This is a genomic window from Amycolatopsis thermalba (genome assembly GCF_003385215.1).
GTDB classification, from domain to species: domain Bacteria; phylum Actinomycetota; class Actinomycetes; order Mycobacteriales; family Pseudonocardiaceae; genus Amycolatopsis_E; species Amycolatopsis_E thermalba.
Genome location: NZ_PQHW01000019.1, coordinates 61,742 through 78,278 on the forward strand (window position 1 = coordinate 61,742; position 16,537 = coordinate 78,278).

22 protein-coding genes are annotated in these 16,537 nt (G+C 73.0%); 7 read left to right on the forward strand and 15 right to left on the reverse strand.

From position 1 onward, the window contains the following. The first annotated feature begins 87 nt into the window (after positions 1-87). A complete protein-coding gene (locus D0D15_RS11050) occupies positions 88-1,458 on the forward strand; it encodes a KamA family radical SAM protein (RefSeq protein WP_094002954.1) in 1,371 nt (456 codons plus the stop codon). A 615-nt stretch (positions 1,459-2,073) separates the two neighbouring features. Here the strand turns inward: D0D15_RS11050 and D0D15_RS11065 are convergent. After that, positions 2,074-2,403 carry a hypothetical protein gene (locus D0D15_RS11065; RefSeq protein ID WP_094002953.1) on the reverse strand — a complete coding sequence of 110 codons (330 nt, stop codon included), beginning with the start codon at positions 2,401-2,403 and terminating at the stop codon, positions 2,074-2,076. A 39-nt stretch (positions 2,404-2,442) separates the two neighbouring features. Continuing rightward, positions 2,443-2,676 carry a biotin/lipoyl-containing protein gene (locus D0D15_RS11070; RefSeq protein ID WP_094002952.1) on the reverse strand — a complete coding sequence of 78 codons (234 nt, stop codon included), beginning with the start codon at positions 2,674-2,676 and terminating at the stop codon, positions 2,443-2,445. Positions 2,677-2,832: 156 nt separating this feature from the next. Here D0D15_RS11070 and D0D15_RS11075 point away from each other — a divergent pair, with 156 nt between their 5' ends. Continuing rightward, positions 2,833-3,909 carry a GDSL-type esterase/lipase family protein gene (locus D0D15_RS11075; protein ID WP_198958093.1) on the forward strand — a complete coding sequence of 359 codons (1,077 nt, stop codon included), beginning with the start codon at positions 2,833-2,835 and terminating at the stop codon, positions 3,907-3,909. On the opposite strand, the gene D0D15_RS11080 is transcribed toward D0D15_RS11075, so the two are convergent. The 4 genes from D0D15_RS11080 to D0D15_RS11095 are packed head-to-tail and all read right to left on the reverse strand — an operon-like array spanning position 3,906 to position 6,045. After that, positions 3,906-4,205, reverse strand: a complete 300-nt coding sequence (locus tag D0D15_RS11080; protein WP_020417852.1) for a hypothetical protein — start codon at positions 4,203-4,205, stop codon at positions 3,906-3,908. The genes D0D15_RS11075 and D0D15_RS11080 overlap by 4 nt on opposite strands. Next, the gene (locus D0D15_RS11085) at positions 4,198-4,422 is read right to left on the reverse strand and encodes a hypothetical protein (RefSeq protein WP_094002951.1); all 225 of its coding nucleotides are present in this window, start codon (positions 4,420-4,422) and stop codon (positions 4,198-4,200) included. The genes D0D15_RS11080 and D0D15_RS11085 overlap by 8 nt, the downstream gene beginning before the upstream one ends. A gap of 31 nt (positions 4,423-4,453) precedes the next feature. Continuing rightward, positions 4,454-4,906, reverse strand: coding sequence for an Lrp/AsnC family transcriptional regulator (locus tag D0D15_RS11090; RefSeq protein WP_017982434.1), 453 nt, complete (start codon positions 4,904-4,906; stop codon positions 4,454-4,456). After that, positions 4,903-6,045, reverse strand: coding sequence for a M24 family metallopeptidase (locus D0D15_RS11095; RefSeq protein ID WP_094002950.1), 1,143 nt, complete (start codon positions 6,043-6,045; stop codon positions 4,903-4,905). Before D0D15_RS11095 ends, D0D15_RS11090 begins: the two co-directional genes overlap by 4 nt. Here D0D15_RS11095 and D0D15_RS11100 point away from each other — a divergent pair. Next, positions 6,044-7,033, forward strand: coding sequence for a 5'-3' exonuclease (locus D0D15_RS11100; RefSeq protein WP_094002949.1), 990 nt, complete (start codon positions 6,044-6,046; stop codon positions 7,031-7,033). The genes D0D15_RS11095 and D0D15_RS11100 overlap by 2 nt on opposite strands. Positions 7,034-7,322: 289 nt before the next feature. On the opposite strand, the gene D0D15_RS11105 is transcribed toward D0D15_RS11100, so the two are convergent. Genes D0D15_RS11105 through D0D15_RS11115 form a run of 3 tightly spaced genes read right to left on the reverse strand, consistent with a single transcriptional unit; the run spans position 7,323 to position 9,057 of the window. Then, complete coding sequence (locus tag D0D15_RS11105) at positions 7,323-7,961, reverse strand: GOLPH3/VPS74 family protein (RefSeq protein WP_115944407.1); 639 nt, start codon at positions 7,959-7,961, stop codon at positions 7,323-7,325. Next, positions 7,948-8,163 (reverse strand): type II toxin-antitoxin system antitoxin, encoded by a 216-nt coding sequence (locus tag D0D15_RS11110; RefSeq protein WP_094002947.1) that lies wholly within the window; start codon positions 8,161-8,163, stop codon positions 7,948-7,950. The genes D0D15_RS11105 and D0D15_RS11110 overlap by 14 nt, the downstream gene beginning before the upstream one ends. Next, on the reverse strand, positions 8,164-9,057 hold the full coding sequence (locus tag D0D15_RS11115) for an SPFH domain-containing protein (RefSeq protein WP_094002946.1): 894 nt from the start codon (positions 9,055-9,057) through the stop codon (positions 8,164-8,166). 84 nt (positions 9,058-9,141) lie between these two features. Here D0D15_RS11115 and D0D15_RS11120 point away from each other — a divergent pair, with 84 nt between their 5' ends. The 3 genes from D0D15_RS11120 (at position 9,142) to D0D15_RS11130 (ending at position 11,573) form a co-directional block, all read left to right on the forward strand. Further along, a complete protein-coding gene (locus D0D15_RS11120) occupies positions 9,142-10,056 on the forward strand; it encodes an ABC transporter ATP-binding protein (RefSeq protein WP_162830546.1) in 915 nt (304 codons plus the stop codon). Then, positions 10,053-11,246, forward strand: a complete 1,194-nt coding sequence (locus D0D15_RS11125) for an ABC transporter permease (protein WP_094002945.1) — start codon at positions 10,053-10,055, stop codon at positions 11,244-11,246. Before D0D15_RS11120 ends, D0D15_RS11125 begins: the two co-directional genes overlap by 4 nt. Before the next feature lie 111 nt (positions 11,247-11,357). After that, positions 11,358-11,573 (forward strand): DUF899 family protein, encoded by a 216-nt coding sequence (locus D0D15_RS11130; RefSeq protein WP_233157006.1) that lies wholly within the window; start codon positions 11,358-11,360, stop codon positions 11,571-11,573. Here the strand turns inward: D0D15_RS11130 and D0D15_RS11135 are convergent. Together D0D15_RS11135 and D0D15_RS11140 are read right to left on the reverse strand one after the other, a co-directional pair. Then, the gene (locus tag D0D15_RS11135) at positions 11,570-12,355 is read right to left on the reverse strand and encodes an ABC transporter permease (protein WP_094002943.1); all 786 of its coding nucleotides are present in this window, start codon (positions 12,353-12,355) and stop codon (positions 11,570-11,572) included. The genes D0D15_RS11130 and D0D15_RS11135 overlap by 4 nt on opposite strands. Then, positions 12,352-13,299 (reverse strand): ATP-binding cassette domain-containing protein, encoded by a 948-nt coding sequence (locus D0D15_RS11140; protein WP_279630556.1) that lies wholly within the window; start codon positions 13,297-13,299, stop codon positions 12,352-12,354. The genes D0D15_RS11135 and D0D15_RS11140 overlap by 4 nt, the downstream gene beginning before the upstream one ends. Positions 13,300-13,384: 85 nt before the next feature. On the opposite strand from D0D15_RS11140, the gene D0D15_RS11145 reads away from it, so the two are divergent. Further along, positions 13,385-14,140 (forward strand): TetR/AcrR family transcriptional regulator, encoded by a 756-nt coding sequence (locus D0D15_RS11145; protein ID WP_094002941.1) that lies wholly within the window; start codon positions 13,385-13,387, stop codon positions 14,138-14,140. Here the strand turns inward: D0D15_RS11145 and D0D15_RS36560 are convergent. The 4 genes from D0D15_RS36560 to D0D15_RS11160 form a co-directional block, all read right to left on the reverse strand. Continuing rightward, complete coding sequence (locus D0D15_RS36560) at positions 14,121-14,429, reverse strand: hypothetical protein (RefSeq protein WP_208646170.1); 309 nt, start codon at positions 14,427-14,429, stop codon at positions 14,121-14,123. The two genes, D0D15_RS11145 and D0D15_RS36560, sit on opposite strands and share 20 nt — an antisense overlap. Beyond that, positions 14,348-14,836, reverse strand: a complete 489-nt coding sequence (locus D0D15_RS37770; protein ID WP_425266780.1) for a GNAT family N-acetyltransferase — start codon at positions 14,834-14,836, stop codon at positions 14,348-14,350. The genes D0D15_RS36560 and D0D15_RS37770 overlap by 82 nt, the downstream gene beginning before the upstream one ends. Beyond that, positions 14,820-16,022 carry a GNAT family N-acetyltransferase gene (locus D0D15_RS11155; protein WP_094002939.1) on the reverse strand — a complete coding sequence of 401 codons (1,203 nt, stop codon included), beginning with the start codon at positions 16,020-16,022 and terminating at the stop codon, positions 14,820-14,822. The genes D0D15_RS37770 and D0D15_RS11155 overlap by 17 nt, the downstream gene beginning before the upstream one ends. A 40-nt stretch (positions 16,023-16,062) precedes the next feature. Next, a partial coding sequence (locus D0D15_RS11160; protein WP_162830548.1) for a DUF4333 domain-containing protein occupies positions 16,063-16,537 on the reverse strand: 475 nt, incomplete at its 5' end.

The following is a 16,537-nucleotide window of genomic DNA, read 5'->3' on the forward strand; positions in this document are numbered from 1 at the left end:
TGCACGATGGGTCGCGACGAAAGCATTTACGTCGTATTGTCACTTTCACCGGAAGTTTTGACGCCGCAGCGCCGACGAGGAGCAGAGTTGACTGCGATCCAGGAAGTCTCCCCCGCCGACACCACCGATGTCGCCGACCAGCCCTACGCCTACCGCCGCACCGAGCTGACCGAACCGGACTGGCGCCGGTTCCCCGGGTGGCGCGAGGTGACCGAGGCGCAGTGGCGGGACGCCCAGTGGCAGCGGGTGCACTGCGTGCGCAACATCAAGCAGCTGCGGGCGGTGCTGGGCGACCTCGTCGCGGAGCGCTTCTACGACGACCTGGCCGCCGACCAGCGCGAGCTGGCGACGATGTCGATGCTGGTGCCGCCGCAGATGCTCAACACCATGTCGGTCGAGTCGACCGAGGCGTTCTACGCCGATCCGATCCGCCGCTACATGCTGCCGGTGCGCAGCGACCGCGACCCGGAGTGGCCCAGCCACCCGCACTCGGCGCGCGACTCGCTGCACGAGGCCGAGATGTGGGTGGTGGAGGGCCTGACCCACCGCTACCCCACCAAGGTGCTGGCCGAGCTGATCTCGACCTGCCCCCAGTACTGCGGCCACTGCACCCGGATGGACCTGGTGGGCAACTCGACCGAGCAGGTGGTCAAGCACAAGCTGGACCTCAAGCCGGCAGACCGCCAGGACGCGATGATCGGCTACCTGCGCCGCACCCCCGGGGTGCGGGACGTGGTGGTCTCCGGCGGGGACGTGGCGAACGTGCCGTGGCACCAGCTGGAGTCGTTCCTGATGCGGCTGCTGGACATCGAGACGGTGCGCGACATCCGGCTGGCGACCAAGGCGCTGGCCGGGATGCCGCAGCACTGGCTGCAGCCCAAGATCGTCGAGGGGCTGGAGCGGGTGGCCGGCACCGCGCGGCGGCGCGGGGTGAACCTGGCGATCCACACGCACGTCAACCACGTCCAATCGGTGACGCCGCTGGTGGCCGAGGCGGCGCGGACCGCGCTGGAGGTCGGGGTGCGGGACGTGCGCAACCAGGGGGTGCTGATGCGCGGGGTGAACGCGACCCCGGCGGCGCTGCTCGATCTGTGCTTCGCGCTGCAGGGTGAGGCGAACATCCTGCCGTACTACTTCTACCTGTGCGACATGATCCCCAACGCCGAGCACTGGCGGCTGGCGGTGTGGGAGGCGCAGGACCTGCAGCACGCGATCATGGGCTACCTGCCGGGCTACGCGACGCCCCGCATCGTGTGCGACGTGCCCTACGTCGGGAAGCGGTGGGTGCACCAGGTCGCCGAGTACGACCGGGAGCGCGGCATCTCCTACTGGACGAAGAACTACCGCACCGGAATCGAACACGCCGACCCCGAGGCGCTGCGCCGCCGCTACCCGTTCTACGATCCGATCTCCACGCTGCCCGAGCAGGGCCGCACCTGGTGGGCGGCGCAGGGCTGAGCCGGACAGGCCGCGGCGATCCCGGCCCCGCGGGAGGCAGTCCACGAACGTGATTGCCGGGTAGGCGACGAACGCGGCGTGCAGGATCCCTCCGGCAGGCGGGTCGCGGCCAGTGAGCCGACGACGGCGCCGAGCGCGAGGACGCGATCAGCGGCCACACGCGGTCCCGGCGCACACGGCCGGCGCGGGCCTGGGCGACGGTGGCGGCCAGGGAGTTCACCACCATCACCGGTCGAAAGCGGCGAGGGTGCCTGGACCGTGCCCCCGGCCCGCCGGTCCTCATCCCGCCGCGGAGGCCGCACCAGGTCCTGATACGTCAGCACCCGCAGCCTCTACCTCGAACCCGACGCCGTGCCGTGGTTTCCCGCCCGGTGCCGGGTCGTCGCGGTTTTCCCACTGCTGCGGGGAACTGTTGTTCGGCACCGTCGGCATCGAGCCGGAGTACCGCGGCTGCGCGCCCCTGAGGGGAATTCCAGCGGCGGTGCCAGCGGGCCTGCGTCCTGCACGCGATCCGGCTCCTCGCGACCGGCGCGACCGTGACGGCGGTCGCCTCGGCGCTCGGTTACGACACGCCGGCCGCGTGCACGGTGATGGTCCGCCGCGAGACCGGGTTCCTCACACGTGCCGCAGCGCCTGGTTGAGCAGGTTGCCGCTGTGGTCGAGGCAGTCGTGGCAGATCACGGCGCCGGTTTGGGCACAGCGCATGCGCGGCAGGCCGCGGGTGAAGCCGAGGAAGGTGCGCCGGTCCGTGCGGTCGCAGAATTCGCACGGCGCTCCCCCGGCCCGGACCCGGTCCAGCTCCGTGCCACCCCGGCTGGTGCGCGGGCGGCCGTCGCGGACGAGGCCGAGCCCGGTTTCCACGCAGCGGGCGCAGATCGGCCCGGACGGACCGGGCACGCGGCGCTCACCGGCCGCCGGCGGGGTGTCGCAGAACCTGCACCGCATCGTCGGAGTCTTCCCCGCCGGCCGGGGCGGGAAACCCGCTCACTCCACGCGCGCGATCAACGCGCCCTGCACCAGCGCGTCGCCCTCCTTCGCCAGCAGCCGCACGACCCCGGCCGCGGGCGCGGAGATCTCCACGTCGGCCTTGTCCAGGGCGACCTCGGCGAGCAGATCGCCCTCGGCGACGCGTTCGCCGTCGTGGACGAACCACGTCGCCACCACGCCCTCGGCGTCGGGATCGGACTCCGACAGCAGCGGGAACAGCACGTCGGTCACGGCGCGACCACCTCCTGCCCGGAACGTCCAGGATGTGCCGCGCCACGCGGTTCTGGCAAGCGCGTCACCCGTCCTGAACTCCGGGGCGGGCGGCGCGAATGATCATGGGCACCGGGCTCACAAGGGCTTTGGCCCGGCTTCTCTAAACTGCCACCGGTGCGACGGTTTCGGTGGTGGATCGGCGGGGGCGTCCTGCTCTTCGTCCTGGTGCTGGTGGGGATGTTCGCGTTCACCGGGCCGAGCGCGCCACCCGGGCCCGTCGACCGCCCCGGCCCGCCCGGCACCGGCCCGCTGACGATCGTGTCGATGGGCGACAGCACCCTGTCCGGGGAAGGCGCCGGCGACTACACGCCGGACACCAACGGCACCAACGGCGACTGGTGCCACCGCTCCCCCAACGCGACGGTGGAGAAGACCGACATCCCGGGGATCGTGGAGAAGGTCAACCTCGCCTGCTCCGGCGCGCCCGCCGCGCAGGTCGGGCTCGGCGACACCCGGCAGTGGACCGAGCCCTCGCAGGCCGGGCAGCTGGCGGAGCTGGTGAAGACCCACCGGGTCGCGGCGATCGTGGTGGCCGTGGGCGCCAACGACGACCCGCACTTCTCCCAGCTGATCTCGCAGTGCTTCCAGGCGTGGTTCGTCTCCGGCAACGCGCCCTGCCGCACCGCGATCGCCCCGACCTGGCAGCAACGGGTGGACGCGATGGTGCCGAAGGTGGTCGCGGCGCTGGGCGACATCAAGACGGTCCTCGCCCGGGCCGGGTACCAGCCCGGGGACTACCAGCTGGTGCTGCAGTCCTACGCGGCGCCGATCGGCCCGGGGATCCCGGCGAACCTGCAGAACCTCAACGGGTGCCCGTTCCGCACCGAGGACCTGCGCTGGGTGGTCGAGGAGGGCGTGCCGGTGCTCTCGCGCGGCCTGGCTTCGGCGGCGGCGCAGGCCGGGGTCCGGTTCCTGGACCTCTCCCGCGGCGGGCTCGGCCACGAGGCGTGCAGCGGCGGCGCCGACCCCTCCACGGAGTGGTTCAGCCGGCTGACGCTGCAGCTCAACGACCTGGCCGACGCCGACAGGGCGAGCCATGCCATTCAGGAATCGTTCCATCCCAACGCCAACGGGCACGCCCAGTTCGGCCGCTGCCTGACCGAGTTTCTGGCGACCGACGCCCCGGCGGCGGCGTGCCTGAAGGGACAGGACGGCAACCTCCACCCGGCCGCGACGGTCACCGCCGGTTAGAGGTCGAGGGCGGCGCGCAGGGCGATGTCGACCTGCTCCTGCGTCTGCTGGTCGATCTCGGCGATGCGTTCGACGAGCCACCCGCGGTAGAGGCGGGTCAGGAACAGCGTCGAGATCCAGAACCGGCTGTCCAGGGCGACGCCCAGGATGTCCTGCGGGTCCTCCTCCAGCAGTTCGGTGCCGATGAGCCACGGCCGTTCGGACTCGTTGACGCCGTCGGAGGACAGCAGCAGCACCGTGCGCTCCCGGGACGGCTGGGTGGGCGGCTTGTACGCCCAGATCTCGCCTTTACGCACCCAGGTCCTTCTCCGCCGCGGCCAGTTCCGCCTCGTCGGCCGCCGCCAGTGCCTCCGCGTCGGGCCGGGCCGGGGCCCGGTAGCCGGTGCGGACCGCCTCCCGCCGGGCGGCGCGGGACAACCACGCCGACAGCGAGATCCCGTGCGCCTTCGCCGCGCGCTCGGCGTACTCGATCGCCGCCGTGTCCAGCGAGAGCGTGACCTTACGAGTTGCCATACCTTTTATCGTACCCTTCGCCCGGTGGTTGTCACACGGTCGGCGGACGGCCCTCGAACGGAGTGGACAGCACCACCGTCGTCCGGGTGGACACCTTCGCCGCCTCGCGGATCCGGCGCAGCAGGTCCTCCAGGTCCCGCGGCGAGGCCACGCGCACCAGCAGGATGTAGGACTCGTCGCCGGCCACCGAGTAACACGACTCGATCTCCCGGATGTGCTCGATGCGCTGCGGGTAGTCGTCCGGCGCGGCCGGGTCGTTCGGCGTCAGCGAGATCAGCGCGGTCAGCGGCAGCCCGATCTGCTCGCTGTCCAGCCGCGCCACGTACCCCTGGATCACGCCGCGCTGCTCCAGCCGCCGCACGCGCTGGTGCACCGCCGACACCGACAGCCCCACCCGCTCGGCCAGGTCGGTGAAGGAGCAGCGGCCGTCGCCGGCCAGCTCCCGCGCGATCGCCTGGTCCAGCGGCTCCAGCGGCCCGCTCACGAGTCGAGCACGACGAGCTCGTGCGGGCGCTGGTTGAGTGCTTCGGCCCCGTCGGCGGTGACCACCACGATGTCCTCGATGCGGGCGCCCCACCGGCCCGGCCGGTAGATGCCCGGCTCGACGCTGAACGCCATGCCCGGCTCCAGGACCAGGTCGTTGCCCTCGACGATGTAGGGCTCCTCGTGCACGTCGAGCCCGATGCCGTGCCCGGTGCGGTGGATGAAGAACTCCCCGTACCCGGCGCCGGCGATGATCCGGCGCGCCGCGGCGTCGACCGACTGCGCGGCCACGCCGGGCCGCACCGCCTCGACTGCCGCCCGCTGCGCGCGCTGCAGGACCGCGTAGGTCTCGGCCACGTCGGCGTCGCGCGGCTCGCCGATCGCGTAGGTGCGGGTGGAGTCGGAGTTGTAGCCCTCGGGGATCGGGCCGCCGATGTCGACCACCACCACGTCGCCGCGCTCGACGACCCGGCCGGACACGTCGTGGTGCGGGCTGGCGCCGTTCGGGCCGGAGCCGACGATCACGAAGTCGGCGTGCAGGTGGCCCTCCTCGACGATCGCGACGGCGATGTCGGCGCCCACCTCGGCCTCGGTGCGGCCGGGACGCAGCCACTCGGCGACGCGGGCGTGCACGCGGTCGATCGCGGCGCCGGCGCGGCGCAGCGCGTCGATCTCGGCGGCGTCCTTGCGCATCCGCAGCTCGCGGATCACCGGGCCGGCCAGCGTCTGCTCAGCCGTGCCGAGCGCGGCGCGGAAGGCGAGCACGTGCAGGGCGATCAGCCCGTCGCTGACCGCGACCCGGCCGGGCTTGCCGAGCCGGTCGGCGACCATCCGGTAGGGGTCCTCACCGTCGACCCAGGTGACCACCTCGACGCCGAGTTCCTCGGTGGGCACCGCCGCGTAACCGGGAGCCTCCAGCTTCGGCACGACCAGCGCCGGGGTGCCCTCGGCGGGCACCACGAGGGTCGTCAGCCGCTCGAAGGAGCCGCCGGCCTCGCCGATCAGGTACCGCAGGTCCGAGCCCGGCGCGATGAGCAGGGCGTCGGTGCCGGCGTCGGCGGTGGCCGCGCGGGCCCGCTCGAGCCGGGCGCGCAGGGTTTCCGGGGCCAGTGCTGGGATCTCGGGTGCACGGGAGGACATGCACGCAGCGTATCTGGCCCGGGCCCGGACCGCGTCTGGCAGGCTGTGCTCCGTGACACTTGCCCTGCTGGACTCCGCGAGCCTGTACTTCCGCTCGTTCTACGCGCTGCCCGAGTCGATGACCGCGCCGGACGGCACGCCGGTCAACGCGGTGCGCGGGTTCACCGACACGCTGGCCCGGATCGTCACCGACCGGCGGCCCTCGCGGCTGGTGGCATGCCTGGACGCGGACTGGCGCCCGAAGTTCCGCACCGACCTGCTGCCCAGTTACAAGGCGCACCGGGTGGCCGACGCCGTCGCGAACGAGGAGGAGGTGCCGGACACCCTGACCCCGCAGGTGCCGATCATCCTCGAGGTGCTGGAGGCGTTCGGGTTCGCCACCGCGGAGGCGGCCGGGTACGAGGCCGACGACGTGATCGGCGCGCTGACCGCCCGGGAGAATGACGATCCGGTCGAGGTGATCACCGGGGACCGGGACCTGTTCCAGCTGGTGCGCACCGAGCCGACCCCGGCGTCGGTGATCTACGTGGGCAAGGGCTGGGCCAAGGCGGAGGTGCTGGGCCCGGCGGAGATTGCCCAGCGCTACGGCGTGCCGGTCGACGGGGCCGGCGCCGCCTACGCCGAGATGGCCGTGCTGCGCGGCGACCCGTCCGACGGGTTGCCGGGTGTCGCCGGGATCGGCGAGAAGACCGCGGCGAAGCTGATCACGCAGTTCGGCTCGCTCGACGGGCTGATCGCCGCGGCCGCCGAGGGCAGCAAGGACGTGCCGCCGAAGACGCGGGCGAAGCTCGCCGAGGCCGAGGAGTACCTGCGGGTCGCGCCGACCGTGGTCCGGGTGGCCGCGGACGCGCCGGTGTCGGTGTCGGGCTCCGACGCGGTGCCGGCGTCCCCGGCCGATCCGGACCGGGTGCTCGAGCTGGCGCAGCGGTGGAACCTGGGCAGCTCCGCGACGCGCCTGGTCAAGGCCCTCACCGCGAACGCCCGCTGACCCGGCCCCGGCGGGCAGGAGGTGGCGGCCGCACGCGGCCTGGACCGGACCGCACGCTCGCGACCGCGGACCTCGGCTTCCGAACGCAGAACTCACGCTCCTGAGCGTGGAACTCGCAGCCAAAGGCGGCGCCGCCCGGCCGGGCGGCGCAGGCACGCTCCTACTGCGCGCGCCGTGCTGCAGCCGACGAAGGCCACCCTCCCCGGGCCCAGCGTGAAACTCGCGGCCCTGAACGCAGAACTCACGCTTCCGAGCGTGGGACTCGCGCGCCCGAGCGTGGGACTCGCGGTCAGCTGCCGGAGGAGGCTGCTGCTCGCTGGGCCTGGAGCGTCTTGCGCAGTGCCTTCACCACCGGCTCGACCGGGCGGCCCAGCTCGGCCAGCCGTGCCTTGTACTGGCGCCGTTCCCCGCGGCTGAAGACCGTGCGCAGCTCGGCGGTGCCGGCCAGGGCGCAGAGCGCGCCCAGCCGCGGGTCCACCCGGCCAGCAGGCCGCCCGCCGCGCACCGCGCGCCGCACCTCCTCGGCCAGCCGCTTGGCCTCGGCTGGCCGGCGCAGCGTGATCCGGTGCACCGGGAACAGGCCGAGCACGCGCCGCGAGTCGACCTTGATCACCCGCTCGGCCGCCAGGTGCTCGCGCACCAGGGGCAGGATGCGGCTGGCGCGGCGGGACACCCAGCGCCGCCACGAGCGGGGCGGGCTGTCCGTGATCTCCAGCAGGACCAGTTCGAGCACCGGGTCCAGCCCGGGCGCGGGACTGGCCGGGGCCGCCTTGCCGCCGTGGTCGGCGAGGTAGCCGCCGAGCACCAGGTCGGCCAGCGCCGCGGCCCGCAGGGCGTAGCCCAGTTCGGACCGCGACACCAGGCGCTGCTTGGTCGTGTCGTAGGCCAGCAGGAAGAGCCGCGCGGCCAGCGAGTCAGGCGTGTCCATCCTCGTCCCCCTTCTTCGGGCGCCCCCGGGGGCGCATGCGGCCCACCTCGCGGGGCAGCCGCCCGGCGTCCGCGAGGGCCTTGCGCAGCAGGAACTCGATCTGCGCGTTGGTGCTGCGCAGCTCTTCACCCGCCCAGCGCGCCAGCGCGTCGTGCACGGCCGGGTCGAGCCGCAGCAGGATCTTCTTCCGTTCGGCCGGCATCTACTGGTACAGCGTCCCGGTGTTGACGACCGGCTGCGCGTCGCGGTCGCCGACGAGCACCACGAGCAGGTTGCTCACCATCGTGGCCTTGCGTTCCTCGTCCAGCTCGACGACGTCGTGCCGGGCCAGCCGGTCCAGCGCCATCTCCACCATGCCGACCGCGCCTTCCACGATGCGCTGGCGCGCGGCCACCACGGCCCCGGCCTGCTGGCGCCGCAGCATCGCCTGGGCGATCTCCGGGGCGTAGGCCAGGTGGGTGATGCGGGATTCGATGATCTTCACCCCGGCCGAGGCGACGCGGGTGGCGATCTCCGCCGACAGCTTCTCGGTGATCTCGTCGCCGTTGTCCCGCAGCGACAGCCGGGTGGTGTCGGCGTTGTCGTAGGGGTAGGCGTTGGCGATGTGCCGGACCGCGGTCTCGCTCTGGATGGCGACGAACTCGACGAAGTCGTCGACCTCGAACACGGCCTGCGCGGTGTCGGCGACCTGCCACACGACCACCGCCGCGATCTCGATCGGGTTGCCGTCGGCCTCGTTGACCTTGGCGACCCCGGTCTCGTGGTTGCGGATGCGGGTGGAGACCTTGCGCCGCTGGGTGAACGGGTTGACCCACTGCAGCCCGGCGGTGCGCAGCGTGCCGACGTAGCGGCCCAGCAGCTGCACCACGCGCGCCTCGCCCGGCGCGACCGGGGTCAGCCCGCCGGCCAGCACGATCCCGGCGAGCACGGCGACCACTCCGCCGGCGATCATCGCCGCCGAGCCGCCGCTGGTGGCCAGCAGCGCCACCCCGCCGGCCACCAGGACCACCGCGACGCCCAGCATCACGAACCCGTTGACCGCACGCACCAGGCGTTCCCGCGTCCGCGGCGCCGGCATGTCCACGACAGTCTCCATGGGGACTCCCCTCACTCCCTTGCCTCGATGGCTCGAATGTAGCATAGTGATATCACTTTTTCAGCTGCACGGAAGGGGGACGACGTGGCGGACAGGCAACTGGAGATCGACGGCCTGACGAAGCGGTACGGGGAACGGACGGCGTTGTCGGACATGACGTTCGACGTGCGCGCCGGTGAGCTGTTCGGGTTCGTGGGCAGCAACGGCGCGGGCAAGACCACGACGATGCGGATCGTGCTGGGGGTCCTGGCGGCCGACGACGGCCAGGTGCGCTGGGACGGCGCGCCGGTGACGCTGGAGACCCGGCGGCACATCGGTTACATGCCCGAGGAGCGCGGGCTCTACCCGAAGATGAAGGTCGGTGAGCAGCTGGTCTACCTGGCGCGGCTGCACGGGATGCCGGCCGCGGCGGCGCGCCGGTCGGTGGAGACCTGGACCGAGCGGCTGGGGGTGGCCGCCCGCCGCGACGACGAGGTGCAGAAGCTCAGCCTGGGCAACCAGCAGCGCGTCCAGCTGGCCGCGGCGCTGGTGCACGACCCGGCGATCCTGGTGCTCGACGAGCCGTTCTCCGGGCTGGACCCGGTCGCGGTCGACGTGATGAGCCAGGTGCTGCGGGAGAAGGCCGCCGAGGGGGTGCCGGTGGTGTTCTCCAGCCACCAGCTGGACCTGGTGGAGCGGTTGTGCGACCGGATCGGCATCGTGCGGGACGGCCGGATGGTCGCCTGCGGCACGGTGGCCGAGCTGCAGGCCGGTTCGGTGGTGCGGCTGCTGGTCGACGCGCCGGCCGCGCCGCCCGGGTGGGCCGACGCGCTGCCCGGGGTGACGGTGCTGGGCCAGTCGGACGGCCGCACCGAGCTGGAGCTGGCCGAGGGCGCCGACGACCAGGCCGTGCTGCGCGCGGCGCTGGCGAGCGGGCCGGTGCACGAGTTCGCGCGGCGGCGGCAGTCGCTGACCGAGTTGTTCCGGGACGTCGTCACGACCGAGGAGGTGGCGGCGTGAACCAGGGTGGCTGGGCGGGTGTCTCGCTCATCGCGTCTCGGGAGATCGGCATCCGGTTGCGGTCGAAGGCCTACCGGCTGAGCACGCTGGCGCTGCTGGTGGTGATCGTGGGGTTCACCGTGGTGCTGAAGCTGATCGGCGGTGGTGGCGCGGACGCCACGATGGGCGTGACCGGGCCGGCGTCGGCGCTGGCCGCGCCGCTGCAGGCCGCCGGGCAGGCGGTCGGCGAGGCCGTCGACGTGCGGACGGTGCCCGACGAGGCCGCGGGCCGCGCCCAGGTCGGTGACGGCGATCTGGACGCGCTGCTGGTCGGTGACGGCTCGCGCGTGCAGGTCGTGGTGAAGAAGGACCTCGACGGCAGCCTGCGCACCGCGCTCAACGTGCTGGCCGGCCAGCTGGCCCTCAACCAGCAGATCACCGGCCTGGGTGGCGATCCGGCGCAGGTGAACGCGGCGGTCGCCGGTGCCGGGGTGGACGTGCGGCCGATGGAACAGCCCTACCCCTACAACGGGCAGCAGCTGGTGCTGGGGATCATCGCCGGGGTGCTGATCTACCTGTCGCTGCTGCTCAACGGGCAGTCGGTGGCGCAGGGCGTGGTCGAGGAGAAGACCAGCCGGGTGGTCGAGCTGCTGCTGGCGACGGTGCGGCCGTGGCAGCTGATGACCGGCAAGGTGCTGGGCATCGGCGCGGTGGGGCTGATCCAGATGGTGGTGATCGGGGTGGTCGGGATCGTCGCCGGGCTGGCCACCGGGGTGCTGACGATCTCGGTGTCGGCCGCGGCGGGCACGGTGGTGTGGCTGATCGTGTGGTACCTGCTCGGGTTCCTGATGTACTCGATCGTGTTCGCCGGGCTGGGCGCGCTGGTGTCCCGGCAGGAGGACGTGGGTGGCGCGATCACGCCGGCGTTGTTCTTCGTCATCGCCGGGTACGTCGTGGGGATCTCGGTGCTGCCGAACGATCCGGGCAGCGGGCTGGTCGCGATCCTGTCGGTGATCCCGGTGTTCGCGCCGACGCTGATGCCGATGCGGCTGGCGATGGGCGGGGTGGCGCCGTGGGAGGCGATCCTGTCGGTCGGGCTGGTCGTGGCGCTGATCCCGGTGCTGGTGTGGCTGTCGGCGCGGATCTACCGCAACGCCGTGCTGCGCACCGGCGCGAAGGTCGGTTTCCGGGAGGCGCTGCGCGCGGCGTAGGAGCGCAAGAACGGAGAAGACCGGCGGCCCGATCGTCTCCTAGGGTCGGAAGCCAGCCGGCCCCGCCTGGGGGCGGGGCCGGCGTTCCACACGAAGAGCCTGCCGGAGATCGTGCCGCGCGCGCCGCTGGAGAAGATCGAGGCCTACCAGGCGAAGAAGGGCTGGCGCTTCCCCTGGTACTCCTCCCACGGCAGCGACTTCAACCACGACTTCGGCGTCACCCTGGACGGGTCCTCGACCTACAACTACCGCACGAAGGAGGAGTGGGAGGAGCCGAAGGGCCGCGCCGCCGCGGTGCGGGCGGCGCGGCCCGGCTTCCCGGCCTAGCGGCTCAGCCGCCGGTAGCGGCGCACCGACAGCGGCAGGAACACCGCGATCAGCGCCACCGGCCACAGCACGGCCAGCAGCAGGGCGTGCTCGGCGAACCAGCCGCCGCTGTGCCAGCCCGGGTTGCCGAACAGTTCCCGCACCGCGGCCGCGGTGGCCGACAGCGGGTTGGCGTCGGCCACCGCGCCGAGCCAGCCGGGCATCGTGCCGGGTGAGACGAACACGTTGGACAGGAAACCCAGCGGCCACACCAGGATCTGCAGCGCGACCACGCTCTCCGGGCCCTTCGCGACCAGCCCGAGGTAGAGCCCCAGCCACAGGATCCCGAACCGCAGCAGCACCAGCAGCCCGAACGCGGCCAGGGCCGCCCCGAGGCCGTGGTGCCAGCGCCACCCGGTCAGCCACCCGAACCCGGCCAGCACCACCAGACCGGCCACCGAGTTGAGCAGGTCGGCCACCGCGCGCCCGGCCACCGGGGCGGACGCGGCCATCGGCAGGGAGCGGAACCGGTCGGTGGAGCCACGCGCCACGTCGGTGGCGATCGCGGTGTAGGTGGATTCGATGCCGAACACCATGGCCAGCGCGAACATGCCGGGCACCAGGAACTCGCGGTAGTCCCCCGGCGCGGCCATCGCGCCGCCGAACACGTATCCGAACATCACCAGGGTCAGGACCGGGAACAGCAGCCCGACGATCACCGGCGCGGGCTGGCGCGCCCAGTGCGCCAGCTCCCGCCGGGTCATGGTCCAGCCGTCGGCGATCGTCCACCGCAGGGTGGTCATGCCGGCACCTCCTCGCGTGCGGTCAGCTTCAGGAACACTTCGTCCAGCGTGGGGCGGCGCAGGGTGAGGTCGGCGATGCCGATCCCGGCCTCGTCGTAGGCAGCGGCGAGCCCGGTCAGGCCGCGCACCCGGTCGGACACCGGCACGCTCAGGCCACCCTCGCTCAGGTCGGCTTCCGCCCCGGTGACGCGGCTCGCCAGCGCGGCCGCGGCGGGCAGGTCGGCGGCGTCGCGCAGGACGACCTCGACCCGGTCGCCGCCCAGCCGGGACTTCAGCTCGGCCGGGGTGCCCTCGTCGACGATCCCGCCGCGGTCGAGCACGGCGATGCGCCCGGCGAGCTGGTCGGCCTCGTCCAGGTACTGCGTGGTGAGCAGGACCGTGGTGCCGTCGGCGACCAGCTCCCGCACCGCGGCCCACACCTCGCTGCGGCCACGCGGGTCCAGGCCGGTGGTCGGCTCGTCGAGGAACAGCACCTCGGGCGAGCGCAGCAGCCCGGCGGCGAGGTCGAGCCGCCGCCGCATGCCGCCGGAGTACTGCTTCACCGGCTTCTCCCCCGCCTCGGCCAGCCCCATCCGGGCCAGCAGCTCCCCGGCCCGCTGCCGCGCCCGGCGCGAGCCGAGGTGGTAGAGCCGGCCGAACATCTCCAGGTTCTGCCGCCCGGACAGCACCTCGTCCACCGCGGCGTGCTGCCCGACCAGCCCGATCCGGTAGCGGACCTGCGCGGCCTGGCGGCGTGCGTCGAATCCGGCGACCAGGACCTTCCCGGCGTCGGGCCGCAGCAGCGTGGCCAGGATGCGCACGCAGGTGGTCTTGCCCGCGCCGTTGGGGCCGAGCAGGCCGAACACGGTCCCGGCCGGCACCGTCAGGTCCAGGTCCGCGAGCACGGTCTTGTCGCCGTAGCGCTTGCGCAGCCCCTCGGCCACGACGGCGTTTTCGGTGGTCAACACCCGCCTCCTTCAACTCCGTATGCTGTACGGACAAACTATCGTACGCCGTACGGAGTTCGTTACCGGCAGAATGGCTCCCGAGATGACCGAGTTCAGCGCGAGCGGCGATCCGAAACGCAGCCTCGAGCTCCTGTGGGGTCTGCAGGAGCCGCCGTCGAGGGGCCCGAAGGCCAGGTTCACCGTCGAGGAGGTCACCCGGGTCGCGATCGAACTCGCCGATACCGCGGGCCTGGCGGCGCTGTCGATGCGCAAGGTCGCCGAGGAACTGGGCGTCGGCACGATGTCGCTCTACACCTACGTGCCCGGCAAGGCCGAGCTGCTGGACCTGATGGTCGACGCGGTGGTGGCCGAGACCGCGCGCCCGGAGGACGTGCCGGGCGGCTGGCGGGGCCGGCTGGAGCAGGTCGCGCGCGAGAACGCGGCGGTGTACCGGCGGCATCCGTGGCTGCTGCAGGTCGCCACGGCCCGTCCGCCGATGGGCCCGAACGTGATCGCCAAGTACGACTACGAGTTGCGCGCGCTGGAGGGCACCGGGCTCACCGACGTCGAGATGGACCAGGTGCTGGCGCTGGTGCTGGGGTTCGTGCACACCGCCATGCGCGGGGTGATCGAGACCGAGCAGGCGGCGCGGCGCAGCGGCCAGAGCGACGTGCAGTGGTGGGAGTCGTACGCGCCGCTGCTGGAGAAGATCTTCGACCCCGAGCGTTTCCCGGTGGCCGCCCGGGTCGGCTCCGCCTCCGGGGAGGCCTACCAGGCACCGGCCGATCCGCACGCGTTCGAGTTCGGCCTGGCGCGCATCCTGGACGGCGTCGAGGCGCTCATCGCGTCGCGGAGCTGATTCTGGCCGCTACCGCATCACCCCCGGCCGGGCCGGGGCCACCACCGCGGCCGCGGACCTGCGCACCGGCCCGGAGACGCTGGCGCACGTCCTCGGTGCGGAACAGCACGAAACCATCGTCCCCGCGCGGTCCACTGTGGACGGCGACCTGGTGTTCGCCGATCAGGCGGTGCCGCGCGGAGGACCACCACACTCCGGGCCGCTCGATCATGCCCGCCCGGGGCAGCCCCATCTCCGCGTACAGCCGGGGAACCAGTTCCGGCGCCTCGGCGGTGCCGAGCAGCCGCACGTCACCGCCGGAAGGGGCGTCGGCGCGGAACCGCGCGCCGGTGACGCGCAGGGTCCGGCCGCGGCTGGCGATGCCGTAGCCGAAGCGGCCGTAGATGGTGCGGCCACGGAAACCGCTTTCCCGCCCGGCACGGCGAGCCGCGTGGCGAAGGAGCCCGCCACGCCCACCGGTTCCCCGCCGGCGAAGGCACCGAACCGGCGCTCGGCGGGGAAGGAAGCCGCGCGCCGCGCCCACAGCTCGTCGGTGACCGTGGTGTGCAGGGCCCGGCCGAGCAGCTCGAACGCCGCCCGCTCCTCCCCCGCCGCCGGCGGCCGGATCTCGAAGCCGGTCACGGCTCGGAACCGGGAGACCGCGTCGCGCACCGTACCGATCACCCCCGGGACAGGCTGGTCAGAAGTGGGTACCACACCACGCGGGAACGGATGTGGCGAACAGCCGGTCGGCCCGCTCCAGCACCGCCGGGTCCGCCGGCTGGATCCGCCCGGCGGCGGCCAGCAGCGAGGGCCGCCACGCGCCGAGGTAGATCATGGCCAGCGCGTCCACCCCGAGCCGCAGATCCGCCGCCGCGCCGGTGCGGCGGACGCCGTCCGGCGACACCTGGTAGCGCCCGGAGTTGGTCTCCAGCGCCGGGTCGACCACCTCCAGCACGACCGGCTCACCGGCGTACTCGCGCGCGCCGAGCGCGGCCGGCACGTCCACCAGCCGCAGCCACAGCTCGTCCCCGCCGCCGGTGTCCTGCACCGCGCGGAGGTCGGTGAACAGCAGCTCGGCCGGCTCGTCCACCGGGCGTTCCTCGGCGCGCAGCGTGTCGACGAGGTCGACGGCGAGCAGGTAGCGCCACAGCCCGTTGAACGCCTCACCGGTCGCGGTGTGCAGGCTGAGGACCTCCAGCACCGCGGGGTCGTTCCAGTTCTTGCGCTCGACGGTGTAGACGACGTAGCCGTCCGGGCCGTTCGGGCCGTGGTGCACGGCCGTCACGACCGGGCTGGTCGCTTCGCGGGCGTGCCGTTCCCAGCCGGGCCACCAGTACGGCGGGCGGGTCATCATGCCGGGGCGGGTGTGCGGCAGGGAGGCGTACAGCTCGGGCAGCCGCTCCAGCGCGGTGTCCAGCGGCCACAGCTCGACCTGCCCGGCGGCAGGGACGTCCGCGCGGAGCACGGCGCGGCGCCGGTCGATCCGGTAGCTGCGGCTGCGTGTGGTGACGCCGTAGCCGAAGCGGTTGTAGATGACGCCTTCGCTGGCGCGCAGCGCGGCGAAGGGCAGGCCGCGCGAGGCGATGTCGGTGAGCTGGGCGCGCATGAGCTCGGTGAGGATCCCGCGGCGGGTCCGGTCGGGCCGGACACCGACGCCGGTGACCGCGGCGACCCCGGCGCGGGCGCCGCCGGGCAGGGTGATCTCGGCGTCGAACGAGCGGGCGGTGCCGATCAGCTCGGTGTCGAAGGCGCCCAGGGTGCGGCCGGGCTGCAGCATGCGTTCGGTGAACCGCCGCCACGTCTCGTCGGTCGCGGGGACGTGGTGGAGGGTGAGACGGAACAGGTCGGCGGCGGCGCGGTGCTCGTCGGGTCGCAACGTGCGCACGGTGTAGTCACTCACCACGCGATCGTTGCCGACGGCACGGCCGCACGCCAGCCAATTACCGGGGGTAGGCCACCTCGTAGTTGGCGGCGTCGTCCTTGATCGTCACGGTGACGGTCTTGCCCTGGCCGTTGACCACCGCGGCGCAGTCGAACGTGGCCCCCGACCTGACCTCCTGATCGGCCGGGCACTGCACGTCGCTGACGTCGGTGAGCTGGTAGTTGCCGGTGAGGATCTGCTTGACGCCGTCCTGCACGGCGCTCTGGCTCAGCACGGTGGTCTTGAGGAACCCGGGCGCCAGGAACGCGGTGACGCAGAACGCCGCCACCACGACGACCAGCGCGCCGAGCCCGATCAGCAGGCCCTTGGCACCCTTCTTCTTCGGCTGCTGCCCGTAGGCGCCTTGCGCGGGGTACTGCTGCGCTGCCGGGTACTGCTGGGCGCCGTACTGCGGCGGCGGGTACTGCTGCCCGTACTGAGGCTGCCCGTACTGAGGCTGCTGGGGCTGGGGCTGCTGGCGCGGGCGCTCGGGC